Origin of the sequence: Pseudalkalibacillus salsuginis, assembly GCF_021646685.1 — a bacterium.
In the GTDB taxonomy this organism is placed as follows: domain Bacteria; phylum Bacillota; class Bacilli; order Bacillales; family Fictibacillaceae; genus Pseudalkalibacillus; species Pseudalkalibacillus salsuginis.
In genome coordinates this window covers 104404-118575 of sequence record NZ_JAKJHW010000001.1, presented here as the reverse complement: position 1 = coordinate 118575, position 14172 = coordinate 104404, and the positions used below count along the sequence as shown (strand labels likewise).

The following is a 14172-nucleotide window of genomic DNA, read 5'->3' as shown; positions in this document are numbered from 1 at the left end:
GGTGAATCTATATAATTTAGGGCGCAATTTTTTCAATGGTGTATTCTTTGCAGGATATAAATTGAACGTGATCGGTCTTGAGAACGTACCTAAAGAGGATGGGGTCCTGATCTGTACAAATCATATCAGCTATCTGGACCCTCCTCTTGTCGGTTGTTCATCCGGACGCACAGTCCATTTCATGGCGAAAGCAGAACTCTTTGATGTCCCTGTATTGAAGAGCATTCTACCAAGTATCCACGCATTTCCTGTTCGAAGAGGGATGAGTGATAAACAAGCTTTAAGACGAGGTTTGGAATTATTGCGCAATGGAAAAGCTGTCGGGTTGTTTCCAGAAGGGACACGTAGTAAAACGGGTTCCATCGCAGATGGTCTTGCAGGTGCCGGATTCTTTGCATTGAAAACGGATGCGAAAGTCATTCCTTGTGCGATCATAGGCCCATACAAATTGTTCAAGGAAGTAAAAATCGTCTATGGGGCACCGATTGATTTTTCTGAATTGAAAGAACATAAGGCTTCCGCAAAGGTCGCAACAGAAAAAATCATGGAAGAAATACGGAAGTTATACGAAGCGAATAAGTGAGGAATATCGGAGTTTAGTTACTTGACAAAAAACGCTATTTATAAGAAGTTAGAGAAAAGGGAAATGAACCTTATACATACTCTTTCACAACGTGGAGGGTCTAATATATTTTTCTCTTCGTTTAGACACTTAAGGAGGTAAAGACAATGACTGATGAAATGAATCAAGAACTTTCAGAGATTAAACCTTTGGAACTTGGTGATATAGTAGAAGGTACGGTTACAAAGGTTGAAGAAAAACATGCATTGATCGATGCAGGGTATAAGTTGGATGGAATCCTGCCGATCAGTGAGCTTTCAAGCTTGCATGTCGAAAAAGTTAGTGATGTCTTATCTGATGGAGATACATTGACTCTTAAGGTGATCAAACTTACAGAAGAAGAGCTCGTTCTTTCCAAACGCGCGATCTCTGCTGAAAAAGCATGGTCTGAGTTGAAAGAAGCGAAGGAAGAAAATAAAACATTAGAGGTCGAGATTGCTGATGTCGTAAAAGGTGGTCTGGTGGTAGACCTTGGCGTCCGTGGTTTCATACCTGCTTCTCTAGTTGAAAAACACTTTGTAGAGGATTTCTCTTCTTATAAAGGTAAGACTTTAGAAGTGAAGATCGTAGAACTTGAGGAAGAAAATAATAAACTCATCTTGTCTCACCGAGCGGTTTTAGAAGAGCAGGAAGAATCGAAAAAACAAGATGTGCTCCAATCATTAGAAGCAGGTCAAGTATTGGAGGGAACAGTCCAACGACTAACTGACTTCGGTGCTTTCGTTGATATAGGTGGAATCGACGGGCTTGTCCATATTTCACAATTGGCGCATCATCGTGTGGAAACACCATCTGAGGTCGTCAAGGAAGGCGATACAGTCAAAGTGAAAGTACTTTCTGTAGATCGTGATAATGAGCGTATTTCACTTTCCATCAAAGAAACGCTCCCTGGACCTTGGGACAATGTAAGTGAAGTTCTTAAAAAAGGTCAGGTGGTGGATGGAACAGTCAAGCGTCTTGTCTCTTTCGGTGCGTTCGTCGAAGTGGCTCCTGGTGTAGAAGGGCTTGTTCATATTTCCGAAATTGCGAATAAGCATATTGGAACACCAAGTGAGGTTCTTGAACAAGGCGATAAAGTCAAGGTTAAAGTACTGGACATCAATCCTGATGAAAAACGTGTTTCCCTGAGCATCAGGGCGACATTAGAGGAAGAAAACCGTCCATCTAAAATCGATTCAGAGTATAACAAGGAAACAGATGGAAATACTGGTTTCTCCCTTGGAGATATGATTGGCGATCAACTTAAAAAGTACAAATAAAAATATAGAATGGGCTGATCCGACCCTTCGAGCAGAAGCGCCGGATCAGCCCTTTATTTTGTCTTTGAAATTCTTCATTTTAATATTTTTCCAGATACACTCTCTTTCCGCGAGCTAGAGAAAAGCGGAAACGACCCGGTTAGTCACGAAGGTCACTGTCGTGATTATCACTTAATGATTAAAGACAGTATTTTAAGAATGCATTATTCCATTCAGTCCTCCACTTTCGGAGGGTTAGAAAAGAGCTCTTTTTTCCATACTTTGAATAAAGACTGTAAGTAAGGTTGGGAGCTTTGTATGGAAGGAATATTATTTTACTGGTTTACATGGATGGGTTGGACGATAACCACTTTTCTGATTTCTAAAACACAACAAAGGTTTTTCTTATCAGCATTACTTCTAGCATTGATCTATTGCTCGGGTATTACTTTGAACATCGATGGTCAACTTGTAAACTCCACACTATTTATCATGATCTTTATCAGTTATGCATACCTGGGGATGAACAACTTAACAGATCTTGGGTATTCCATTTTTGTAAGTATCCTTATTTCTTTGTGTTATGTAGGAATGCACTTCATCGTCGTTTATGATCCAGTTTGGATTTTTGTAGATTTGAATTTTTTCATCGCGGTTCCTCTTTCTCTGGTCGTAATATTCATGACTAAAGGTCTCCGAAGCAGGTTGTCCGTACTCATTACAGGCTATGCCCATGGTGAAGTAGCCTATGTTTTATTATTTAATGACCTTGCCCCTGCCTATATCATCGGATCTTTTATCTTTCTTGATATATTAAGTTTGTCGTGTCTGATTGTCTTCCTGTGGACAATTTATGAGGATTTTGCATGCAGAATCAGATTAAGGATCGACAGACCTGTCAAACATGTGAAACAAAATGCTCAATAAGGACCAGGCTCTTTACATGAATTTTCTAATCTTGTGACAGGAACTGTTTTTTGCTAAAATAAATGAGTTCTGATTTTGTCGAATGCCAACCCTTTCCATAAAAAAGGGGCAATACATCAAATAGCTTAAATACATACAAAACCGGAATATACGTGCAGTTTGTTGCACTATAGAAAAGGAAGTGATTTTATGCGAAAACCGGTCGTAGCAGTCGTAGGAAGGCCGAACGTCGGGAAGTCTACGATATTCAACCGCATTATCGGAGATCGTTTAGCAATTGTAGAAGATAAACCTGGTGTGACACGAGATCGGATTTACAGCTCAGCGGAGTGGTTGAATACAGAATTCAATGTGATCGATACCGGGGGAATAGACCTTGGTGATGAACCCCTTTTGAAACAAATGCGGCAACAAGCTGAAATCGCTATAGACGAAGCTGATGTCATCATTTTCATGGTCAACGGACGCGAAGGGATTACTGCTGCTGATGAGGAAGTCGCTCAAATCTTGTTCCGCTCAAAAAAACCTGTCGTGTTAGCAGTAAACAAAATCGATAACCCTGAACGGATGAGCGAGGTATATGAATTCTATGGACTTGGTTTCGGTGAACCAGTCGCTATTTCTGGGGCACATGGTCTCGGGCTTGGTGACATGCTCGATGAAGTCATCAAGCATTTTCCGAAGGAAGATGTAGATGATTATGATGAATCTACAATCAAGTTTTCACTCATCGGACGGCCGAATGTCGGGAAATCTTCACTGGTGAATGCGATTGTCGGAAAGGAACGTGCAATCGTCAGTGACATTGCTGGGACGACAAGGGATGCCATTGATGCATCATTCACAAGAGATGGCCAGGAATATGTGATTATCGATACAGCTGGTATGCGTAAAAAAGGGAAAGTGTATGAGTCTACCGAAAAGTATAGTGTATTAAGAGCACTGAAAGCGATTGATCGTTCGGATGTGGTCCTAGTCGTATTAAATGCTGAAGAGGGGATCATCGAACAAGACAAGAAAATCGCTGGATACGCTCATGAAGCAGGGCGTGCCGTCGTTATTGTAGTGAACAAGTGGGATGCGATTGAAAAAGATGATAAAACACTGAGGGATTTCGAACAAAAAATCAGGGACCATTTCTTGTTTCTCGATTATGCACCAATCTTATTTGTGTCAGCACAGACGAAGCAACGCCTGCACACACTTTTGCCGATGATCGATACTGTTGCGGAGAACCATGCGATGCGTGTCAGGACGAACGTACTGAACGATGTAGTCATGGATGCGGTCATGATGAACCCTACTCCTACAGATAAAGGAAGACGCCTGAAAATCAACTACGTTACTCAGGTAGCGACAAGACCGCCGACATTTGTTTTATTTGTCAACGATCCAGAGCTGCTTCATTTCTCTTACAAAAGATTCATTGATAATCGTATCCGTGAAGCATTTGGATTTAAAGGAACTCCAATTCGTATCATAGCACGTCGAAAAAATGAATAGGAGGAACCTATGGAACTCGTTAGCATAATCGTGGTCAGTCTCATTGGTTATTTGATCGGATCAATAAGCTTCAGTTATCTGATTGCAAAAAAAATAAAACAGATAGACATCCGTACGCAAGGAAGCGGGAATGCAGGGGCGACCAACACTTTAAGGTTACTTGGATGGGGACCTGCCATCACGGTTCTCTTGCTTGATGCTTCAAAAGGGATCGTGGCCGTATTATTAAGTTATTTGGTTGGGGTTGAGGGATGGATCGCTTTTATCGCTGGATTCTTTGCCATCATTGGACATAACTGGCCGATCTATTATGGTTTCCGCGGTGGTAAGGGCGTTGCGACAACCATCGGTGTTTTTGCTATACTCGTTTTCATTCCAACCCTTATTTCTGGTATTGTTGCTATCCTTATCATCGCTATTACAAGATATGTTTCCTTAGGCTCACTTATTTTCATGTTTTTAACTCCGGTCCTTACCATGATATTTGGTACCTACAATACGAACTATATTATATTGGCTACCATGATCGGATTCCTATCTTTATGGCGCCATAGACAAAATATCCAACGTTTGATAAAAGGAACCGAAAGTAAACTTGGACAAAAGAAGGAAGTGACCAGTTGATGAAAAAAGTTGCTGTTATTGGAGCGGGGAGCTGGGGGACTGCCCTGGCATTAGTACTAGCTGATAATGAACATGATGTTCGTATTTGGGCACGAAGATCTGATCAGGTGGAAGAAATCAATATAAAACATACGAACAACAAATACCTGCCTAACATAGAACTCCCTGAAAACCTGGTGGCAACAAATGACTTGAGAGAAGCAGTCGAGGATACAGATACGATACTCCTTGTTACGCCTACAAAAGTGATTCGGGAAGTACTGGGACAGTTGAAAGGGATTATCAATGTGCCAGTTACACTCGTACATGCAAGCAAAGGTATTGAACCTGATACATTATTCAGAGTGTCAGAAATCATTGAAGACGAAATTCCAGAAGCGCTGCGTAAAGCAGTAGTTGTACTTTCTGGACCAAGTCATGCTGAAGAAGTGAGCTTAAGACAACCTACGACTGTCACTGTTTCTTCAAAAAACAAAAAGGTTGCTGAAGAGATTCAAGACTTGTTTATTAACCCGAATTTCCGTGTTTATACGAATCCTGATATTGTTGGTGTAGAACTCGGAGGTTCATTGAAAAACATCATTGCCCTTGGTGCAGGCCTTTCTGACGGGCTTGGCTATGGAGATAATGCTAAAGCGGCGTTATTGACTCGAGGTTTAGCGGAAATTGCAAGACTTGGGACCTGCCTGGGGGCTAAACCGTTGACGTTTGCGGGTCTTACCGGTATCGGGGACCTTGTCGTAACATGTACCAGTGTACACAGTCGTAACTGGCGTGCAGGAAATCTGCTTGGAAAGGGCAATTCCCTTGAAGAGGTCCTTGAAAACATGGGCATGGTCGTTGAAGGGGTCAGGACAACGAAAGCGGCTTATCAACTTGCCCAAAAGGAAGGCATTGAAATGCCGATTACAAATGAATTGTATCAAGTCCTTTTTGATTCCAAGACTCCGAAAGAAGCGGTTGATTCGTTGATGAGACGTAGCCGTACCCATGAATCAGAAGATTTAAGTTCTCTCGTTACTGAACGATATACCTTATACGAAAATTAATCCAGAATAAAGCTCACGAAGTTTTCCATCTCGCATAGGATATTGTGAATGTTACGTGTGAGGAGGACTTCGATGGACAGAAATTTCATGGATGACATTGAGAAAAAAACAGGTGTGAAAAAAGAAGATATTTTCAAATTAGCAGATTCAGTGCAAGGTGCTAATTTACATGATGAGAAAACAATCAGGCAATTGATTTCACAGGTATCTCGTATGGCTGGTGTCCCTGTTTCAAAAGAAAAAGAAGATCAAATTGTGAAAGCGATCATTAATAATAATATCCCTCTGGACATGACCTCGATCGCGAAAATGTTCACTAAAAGATAAATGTAAAAATTAGGCGATTGAGCGAAACAGTATCCATAAATCTTGCATAAACTAGCATGGAATGGCCAGTTTGAGCTGCAGTGGGAATAGTTATTTAGTCATGCTGAAGAAAGGGGCGCCTTTTCTTCAGCTTTTATATTTTGCTGCAGTATTCTTCATTTTTTCGAAATTCATTTCTTTCCGGGGACGATTTTTCCATAAGTCCAATCGCTGCGGTTAGAAATGAGTTTAAAAGTACTACATCAAGGAATGAACAGATTAATCATTGAAGTGAATAGATTAGTTGGAGAAGTGAACAGATTATCCTGAGAGATGGACAGATTAACAAAGAAAGTGAATAGGTTGACCGGATGTCCATTAACCTTTTTTTGCTTTTGCTCGGGGCGTCCTTAAGACCCGCTAGTTCCTCACTACGGAGTCTTACTTGGCTCGCAATATTACAGGAGTGACGTCAGTTCATGTATAATGCTGCGAACAGCGTCGGTTGTTTATCACTTATATATATGGACAAGAAAGAGAATGTGCTATAATTATAGCGGTATCAAGGAGGTATTCAGATGTCTGAAGGTTTATTGAAGATGTGGATAGCACTCGGAGCGATCGGGTTGATGTTCTTCGCTGTGATTTCGATTACGTTCAGTCGTATGAAATTGAACGGGATATTCAAATTGATCGTCACGTTATTCGCGTATGTTTGCATGATTACTGCCGGCATCCTCATCCTGTTTGTCGTTTTCAGTGGTCCGGTACCAGTATAAGAATGATGTTGAACAATGGCATACATACACAGCATAGTGAAAAATAGGTGATACAATGAAGCTTTTAGTCCGTTTGATGATGGTAGGCATACTGATCACACTTCTTACTGGATGTCTTTATCCTGAAGAGCGTTTGGGACAAAATCGTGTACCATATGAAGATCAACTGGAAAACGTCCAGAATGCGGTTATTGAATACCGGAAAGCAACAGGGGTCCTCCCGATAGAGAACCGAGATCAGAATACACCCATATATGTTAAATATCCTATCAACTTCGGAAAACTAGTACCTCGTTATTTGTCAGAGCCACCAGGCAATTCATATGAAAATGGTGGAGTCTATCAATATGTCCTTTGGGATGTGGAAAAAGATCCGAAAGTCAAGCTTGTCGATTTAGAAACTGTAGAACAGGTGAAAGATTTTAAGACGAAATTGAGACTCTATATCCAAAAACATAAGTATCCACCATATGATAAAGTTCTGGCAAACGAAAGGTATACTTTGAAGCATGAAGAGTTAGGTTATGAAAAACAACCTAATGTAAAAAGTCCATTCACAGGCAATCATCTTCCATTGATTGTCGATAACAAAAATAATGTATATATCGATTACTCGATGGATCTTTATCAGGCTCTTGAAGAAAAGGAGCACAACTATAAAAACGGAGACGACATCAGAGATATACTTGTTGAGGACTCTCCTTTTGTCCCAGCGTTTTCTGTACCATATACAGTCGAAGATGGTGAACCTGTTTTTTTACTAAAATAGGTATGTTCCCTCCTTTCTACCAATAAAGTGTAGAAAAGGAGGGATTTTTTTTTGAAAGATAAGAAAGTATAAAGATTTTGTTTCGATTGATTTTCTAGCTCCAACGCCCAACCACCTGGATCACTTCAGTCCTCCTATGGCGGCGACAGCCTCCTTGTCGGTCTTCCAGTGACCTTCATAGCTGACCAGGGCATTTACGCTTTTCTTGGTGTCAAAAGAAAGCGATTCAACAGGGAGTACCATTTACACCAGTAATAAAGAAAATCTTTAAATCGTACAATTTGTAAGAGATAAATATTGATCTTTTACAATGATATTTTTGAAATTAATGCAGAATCAGTCATATTCAGTGGACAACATCATAGACATATATTGTCTATAACTACCCAAACACTACTCTGGAATGGGGAGGGGAACTAATGGAAAAAGTAGATATCTTTAAAGATATCGCAGAACGGACTGGCGGCGATATTTATTTGGGTGTAGTGGGGGCTGTTCGAACCGGTAAATCGACTTTCATCAAGAAGTTCATGGAACTTGTCGTCCTGCCTAACATTGAAAGTGAAGCAGATAAGGCACGTGCCCAAGATGAGCTGCCACAAAGCGCTGCGGGCAAAACCATCATGACGACAGAGCCTAAATTCGTCCCGAACAATTCAGTAAAGATTGAAGTGGATGAGGGCTTGGAAGTGAACATACGTTTAGTTGATAGTGTCGGCTATGCAGTGCCCAGCGCAAAAGGGTATGAGGATGAAAATGGTCCTCGAATGATCCATACACCATGGTATGAAGAGCCGATTCCGTTCCACGAAGCAGCTGAGATCGGAACGAGGAAAGTAATACAGGAACACTCTACACTGGGTGTGGTTGTAACGACAGATGGCTCAATAGGCGAAATACCCCGTTATGATTATGTTGAATCCGAGCAAAGAATCGTCGACGAGCTTAAAGAAGTAGGGAAACCATTCATCATGGTAATCAATTCAGTACATCCACATCACCCGGAGACGGAGAAGCTAAGAAGACAACTAGCAGAAGATCATGATATCCCAGTACTGTCATTAAGTGTGGAAAGTATGACAGAGCATGATATCAACAATGTGTTGAGAGAAGTATTATATGAATTTCCGGTCCTTGAGGTCAATGTCAACCTGCCAAGCTGGGTAATGGTATTGAACAATGAACACTGGTTGAGGCACAGCTATGAAGAGTCTGTCCGTGAAACCGTTAAAGATATCAAGCGATTGCGTGATGTTGACCGTGTCGTAGGAAACTTCACCGATTTCGAATTCATCGATGAAGCAAGACTTGCCGGCATCGAGATGGGTCAGGGGATTGCCGAAATCGATCTATATGCTCCAGACGACTTGTATGACCAAATATTAAAAGATGTTGTCGGAGTTGAAATCAGAGGCAAGGATCACCTTTTGCAGCTGATGCAAGAATTCGCTCATGCGAAATCTGAGTATGATCAGATATCCGACGCACTTCGGATGGTAAAACAAACAGGTTATGGGATTGCTGCCCCAGCCCTTTCTGATATGAGTTTGGATGAACCAGAAATCATCCGCCAGGGTTCGAGGTTCGGTGTCAGATTAAAAGCTGTGGCACCATCGATCCACATGATCAAAGTAGATGTAGAATCTGAATTTGCGCCGATCATCGGAACAGAAAAACAAAGTGAAGAACTTGTCCGTTACTTAATGCAAGATTTTGAAGATGATCCATTATCGATCTGGAATTCCGATATATTCGGTCGATCGCTCAACTCGATCGTTAGAGAAGGAATTCAGGCTAAAATCTCGTTAATGCCTGAAAATGCGCGGTATAAACTAAAAGAAACATTAGAGAGAATCATCAATGAAGGATCCGGCGGACTGATCGCGATCATCCTTTAATCCTGAAGACTCCAATACGAGGAGTCTTTTTTATTTTGGTGTTGTCGAAGGTTAATGTTATTTCTAATGATAGCACTGAAGTGATGTCTAGCTCCACCGCTCAACCACTTGGATCACTTCTACTCTACCTTTTTACTGAATAAATGTAGAAAATCTTTGAACTCTTGAACAGAAGAATGTTATGATTTTAGAACACGTTGATAGGATGCGTTGTGGAGCGGTTTGACGTTATTTTATCAAGAAATCTGTAAAAATGTTTATAATTTACAGTCATTTATACAAATATATAGAAAAAACATTGAATTCCTCAAGATTTTCGTTTAATATAAGGCATGTCAACGTATTCACGCTGTTAGTTCTTTGAATAATTGGTTATAATGACTAAAAATCTCGATTATTTGAAACATAACCATTTGAGAGGAGGTGAGTCGTTGTGAACAAGACAGATCTTATCAATTCAGTATCTGAGCAAACCCAACTTTCTAAGAAAGACGTTTCTAAAACAGTTGATGCTGTATTTGGAGCGATTGAAGAATCGTTAAAAGATGGGGACAAAGTTCAACTCATCGGTTTCGGTAACTTCGAAGTTCGTGAGCGTGCTGCTCGTAAAGGTCGTAACCCACAAACAGGAGAAGAAATTGAAATCCCTGCTAGCAAGGTGCCTGCATTCAAACCAGGTAAAGCCCTTAAAGACGCTGTAAAGTAATATGTACATAGGGCGTTAAAGAAGAGTCGATACGATCGGCTCTTCTTTTTGCTTATTAAGAGGCTATTATGCTATTATCTGTTTGACAATGTATTGAATGAAGGAGAATAGAAATGGATCACGGGAAAATAGAAACAGCAGTAAAAATGATACTTGAAGCAATAGGGGAAGATCCTGAACGTGAGGGACTTCTCGATACACCAAAACGAGTTGCAAGAATGTACGAAGAGGTATTCCAAGGACTGACACAGGATCCTGCCGAACATTTCAAAACGGTTTTTGGCGAAGACCACGAAGAATTGGTCCTGGTAAAGGATATCCCATTTTACTCCATGTGTGAACACCATCTCGTACCTTTCTTCGGTAAAGCACATGTCGCCTATATCCCGAAAGGCGGGAAAGTTACAGGTCTCAGTAAATTGGCGAGAGCGGTAGAGGCAGTGACGAAACGTCCGCAACTCCAAGAACGGATCACATCAACGATTGCAGATTCTTTACTACATTCACTTCAACCACATGGAGTGATGGTCGTCATTGAAGCGGAACATATGTGCATGACCATGCGCGGCGTCAAAAAACCTGGTTCACAGACGATCACATCTGCTGTACGCGGGATATTTGAAAAAGATCAGGCTGCCCGTGCTGAAGTGATGGGCTTGATCAAGTCCTAAAGGAGGAGGGAGCATAATGGCGACGCCAGAAAACGAATTTTTTGTCATAAGAGCAAAAGAAAATGGTGTAAGCGTAATCGGTTTGACAAGAGGTTCTGATACCCGTTTCCACCATTCTGAAAAATTGGATAAGAATGAAGTGATGATAGCCCAATTCACTGAGCATACATCTGCCGTAAAAGTAAGGGGCAAAGCTGTCATCCAGACAAGACATGGTGAGATGAGTACGGATCAAGACTGAAAAAATAGGTAATAGAGGTACTCTGAGTGTCAGTGTAACCTTCGGATCAAACACCGGCACTCGATCCATCCTTTTATACATAGCGGTCTTACTGGCAAAAGAAAGACCTAAGTGATTGAAGCATGATCACTGACCCTTGAATCATCCCGAAAGACAATCGCATGATACAAGGGTTTTTATGGTATAATAATCAGTACGATATGGTCAGTAATACATACATATTAATTACGAGAGATTTCTTGAATCTGTTCTTTCTATATGATTCATGAATTGGTGGGGGCTTAAATCAATGAATAACAATGATATAGGTCGGAAAATTTCGGAACTGCTGCTTCAAATCAACCAAAAACTTCAGCATCCATATCTTATGCGTTTCATCGATGAACCTGTCATAGACGAGGACAAGCTCCTTTTAACGTATATCATGCTGAAGGATAAAGAGTTAAGTGAGATCGAGCTGGAGTATTACGCTGTATCTACCATGCTCGTCCAGGTTGCATTAGATACACATGAGAAGATTACCTCCCATGATTTGTCTGGTGAGTATGACAAGAAGAATCGTCAATTGACAGTTTTAGCGGGCGATTACTATAGTAGCCTATACTATTATCTATTATCTGAAATAAAAGATCTTTCAATGATCCGGACACTTGCACAGGCAATTCAAGAAATCAATGAAAACAAAATGCAATACTACAAGAACGAGAATCAATCGATTGAAAATTCAATGGAAAATATCCACCGTATCGAATCGTCGTTATTGCTTAAAACTGCTGAACACTTCCATCTTCCTCTTTGGAAGGGGATAGCGGACGAGTTCACCTTCATGAAACGGATGTTGATGGAAAGAAGGAGCATCCAAAACAATACGTATACACCTTTAGTGGCGAAAATCATGAATCAATTCAACCGTTCAAAAGGCGGTTGGCTCTCTTTGAAGAATCAAATTCTTGAAGTTGTCGATTCCTATATCCTGCATTCGAAAATTCGTTTAGAAAAATTGTGGGCGGAGGAGCCTGTTATGCATTTGATGTTAGAAAAGCGTATCGAACAATACATCGAACAGTCAGGTTTCAGAGTGAAGAAATATGCAGAAGAAGGGTGATCAAGTGCAACATGGAACAAAAGAACAGCGTGTGCACCATGTATTTGAATCGATATCCAGTCATTATGACAAAATGAATTCTATCATCAGCTTCCAACGTCATATCGCTTGGCGTCGTGATACGATGAAAAAAATGGATGTACAAAAGAATTCGACTACTTTGGATGTTTGCTGCGGAACAGGGGATTGGACAATTGCGATGGCTAAAGCGATTGGTCCAGGTGGCACAGCATATGGACTTGACTTCAGTAAAAATATGTTGTCAGTCGGTGAAAAGAAGGTCAAGAAGGAGGGCCTGTCCAATATCCAGTTGAAGCATGGGAATGCGATGGATCTGCCATACGAAAATAATACCTTCGATTATGTCACGATCGGTTTCGGGTTACGCAATGTTCCTGATCTAAACCAAGTGTTGAGGGAAATGTATCGTGTAGTAAAACCCGGCGGAAAAGTTGTCTGTCTAGAAACCTCTCAACCGACGATTCCAGTATTCCGACAACTCTATTATGGATATTTTAGATATGTGATGCCTGCATTGGGGCGTATTTTTGCAAAAAGATATCAAGAATATTCCTGGCTGCAAGAATCGGCAAAAGAATTCCCAGGCAGAAAGGAATTAGCGGCAAAATTCGAAACAGCTGGATTTGAAAAGGTTAAAATCATTTCGTACTCAGGGGGAGTAGCTGCAACCCATATTGGTTATAAACCCGAGGATTTACAAGAACATCAGGGCTAAGGTGAAGTTATGAAATTAACAACAATCTATTCTCATTTGCGGAACGACCTTTCGACAATTGAAAATGACCTTGAAAAGACCATCGAGGCACAACATTCGATTCTTCAAGATGCATCAATACAATTATTGAAAGCAGGGGGAAAGAGGATCCGCCCTGTTTTTGTGTTGTTGTCTGCTCAATTCGGCAAGTATGATGTCGACCGGGTCAAAAGGGCTGCTGTAGCGTTGGAACTCATCCATATGGCATCCCTTGTCCATGATGATGTCATTGATGATGCCTCACTGCGTCGCGGCAAGTCAACGATCAAAGCCCAGTGGGATAACCGTGTTGCAATGTATACGGGCGATTATATCTTCGCGCGGTCCTTGGAGTATATCACTCATTTGAACAAACTGGAGGCACATAAGGTGCTGTCAGAAGCGATCATGGAAATGTGCCTCGGGGAAATCGAGCAGATCAGGGAACAATATGATCTCGATCAGAATATCAGGGATTACTTCAGAAGGATCAAACGCAAGACAGCATTATTGATTTCTGTAAGCTGTGAATTAGGTGCACTTGCAGGGGATGCTGAATTACATGTCCAGCGTCAGCTTAAACAGTTCGGCTATAACGTAGGCATGGCTTTCCAGATTACAGATGACATCTTGGATTTCACTTCAACTGAAAAACAGCTGGGCAAACCAGCGGGAGGGGATCTTCAACAAGGGAATATCACGCTTCCGGTATTTTTTGCCATGAGGAACCCTGATTTCAAAGCACGACTAGAATCCGTTTTTGATAATCAACCGATTCCTCAGAATGTAATGGAAGAATTGATCCGTGACATTAAGGCGATGGGTGCGATCGAAAACTCGAAAGGAATCTCTGACCGTTATTTGAAAAAGGCTTTCAAAGCACTCCGCCAACTGCCAGATAACCGAGCCAAACGCTCTTTGAAACAAATCGCTGAATATATTGGCCGCAGAAATTATTAAAAGTTGTGAAACCGCTTGAA

Annotated in this window: 16 protein-coding genes; all 16 read left to right on the top strand. The window is 41.1% G+C overall.

What is annotated here, in order from left to right:
• Position 1 precedes the first annotated feature (1 nt).
• The 16 genes from L1611_RS00615 (at position 2) to hepT (ending at position 14152) form a co-directional block, all read left to right on the top strand.
• Complete coding sequence (locus tag L1611_RS00615) at positions 2-583, top strand: lysophospholipid acyltransferase family protein (RefSeq protein ID WP_236310983.1); 582 nt, start codon at positions 2-4, stop codon at positions 581-583.
• A 146-nt stretch (positions 584-729) separates the two neighbouring features.
• Complete coding sequence (gene rpsA, locus L1611_RS00610; RefSeq protein WP_236310981.1) at positions 730-1881, top strand: 30S ribosomal protein S1; 1152 nt, start codon at positions 730-732, stop codon at positions 1879-1881.
• A gap of 297 nt (positions 1882-2178) precedes the next feature.
• Positions 2179-2787, top strand: a complete 609-nt coding sequence (locus L1611_RS00605) for a YphA family membrane protein (RefSeq protein WP_236310979.1) — start codon at positions 2179-2181, stop codon at positions 2785-2787.
• Positions 2788-2976: 189 nt separating this feature from the next.
• On the top strand, positions 2977-4290 hold the full coding sequence (gene der / locus L1611_RS00600) for a ribosome biogenesis GTPase Der (RefSeq protein WP_236310978.1): 1314 nt from the start codon (positions 2977-2979) through the stop codon (positions 4288-4290).
• 9 nt (positions 4291-4299) lie between these two features.
• Positions 4300-4914, top strand: a complete 615-nt coding sequence (plsY, locus tag L1611_RS00595; RefSeq protein WP_236310976.1) for a glycerol-3-phosphate 1-O-acyltransferase PlsY — start codon at positions 4300-4302, stop codon at positions 4912-4914.
• The gene (locus tag L1611_RS00590; protein WP_236310974.1) at positions 4914-5963 is read left to right on the top strand and encodes an NAD(P)H-dependent glycerol-3-phosphate dehydrogenase; all 1050 of its coding nucleotides are present in this window, start codon (positions 4914-4916) and stop codon (positions 5961-5963) included. The genes plsY and L1611_RS00590 overlap by 1 nt, the downstream gene beginning before the upstream one ends.
• Positions 5964-6035: 72 nt before the next feature.
• Positions 6036-6290: a stage VI sporulation protein F gene (locus L1611_RS00585; protein WP_236310972.1), complete on the top strand. Its 255-nt coding sequence runs from the start codon at positions 6036-6038 to the stop codon at positions 6288-6290.
• 557 nt (positions 6291-6847) lie between these two features.
• Positions 6848-7048, top strand: a complete 201-nt coding sequence (locus tag L1611_RS00580; protein WP_225063871.1) for a DUF2768 domain-containing protein — start codon at positions 6848-6850, stop codon at positions 7046-7048.
• A gap of 55 nt (positions 7049-7103) precedes the next feature.
• A complete protein-coding gene (locus L1611_RS00575) occupies positions 7104-7817 on the top strand; it encodes a hypothetical protein (RefSeq protein ID WP_236310969.1) in 714 nt (237 codons plus the stop codon).
• Positions 7818-8236: 419 nt separating this feature from the next.
• Positions 8237-9715 (top strand): stage IV sporulation protein A, encoded by a 1479-nt coding sequence (gene spoIVA, locus L1611_RS00570; protein ID WP_236310966.1) that lies wholly within the window; start codon positions 8237-8239, stop codon positions 9713-9715.
• Between the two features lie 433 nt (positions 9716-10148).
• Positions 10149-10421, top strand: a complete 273-nt coding sequence (locus L1611_RS00565; RefSeq protein WP_236310963.1) for an HU family DNA-binding protein — start codon at positions 10149-10151, stop codon at positions 10419-10421.
• Between the two features lie 113 nt (positions 10422-10534).
• Positions 10535-11092, top strand: coding sequence for a GTP cyclohydrolase I FolE (gene folE, locus L1611_RS00560; RefSeq protein ID WP_236310960.1), 558 nt, complete (start codon positions 10535-10537; stop codon positions 11090-11092).
• 16 nt (positions 11093-11108) lie between these two features.
• Complete coding sequence (gene mtrB / locus L1611_RS00555) at positions 11109-11333, top strand: trp RNA-binding attenuation protein MtrB (protein WP_236310958.1); 225 nt, start codon at positions 11109-11111, stop codon at positions 11331-11333.
• A 289-nt stretch (positions 11334-11622) separates the two neighbouring features.
• Complete coding sequence (locus L1611_RS00550) at positions 11623-12438, top strand: heptaprenyl diphosphate synthase component 1 (protein ID WP_236310956.1); 816 nt, start codon at positions 11623-11625, stop codon at positions 12436-12438.
• On the top strand, positions 12422-13174 hold the full coding sequence (locus L1611_RS00545; protein ID WP_407681683.1) for a demethylmenaquinone methyltransferase: 753 nt from the start codon (positions 12422-12424) through the stop codon (positions 13172-13174). Before L1611_RS00550 ends, L1611_RS00545 begins: the two co-directional genes overlap by 17 nt.
• 9 nt (positions 13175-13183) lie before the next feature.
• Complete coding sequence (hepT, locus tag L1611_RS00540; protein WP_236310953.1) at positions 13184-14152, top strand: heptaprenyl diphosphate synthase component II; 969 nt, start codon at positions 13184-13186, stop codon at positions 14150-14152.
• The last annotated feature ends 20 nt before the right edge of the window (positions 14153-14172 follow it).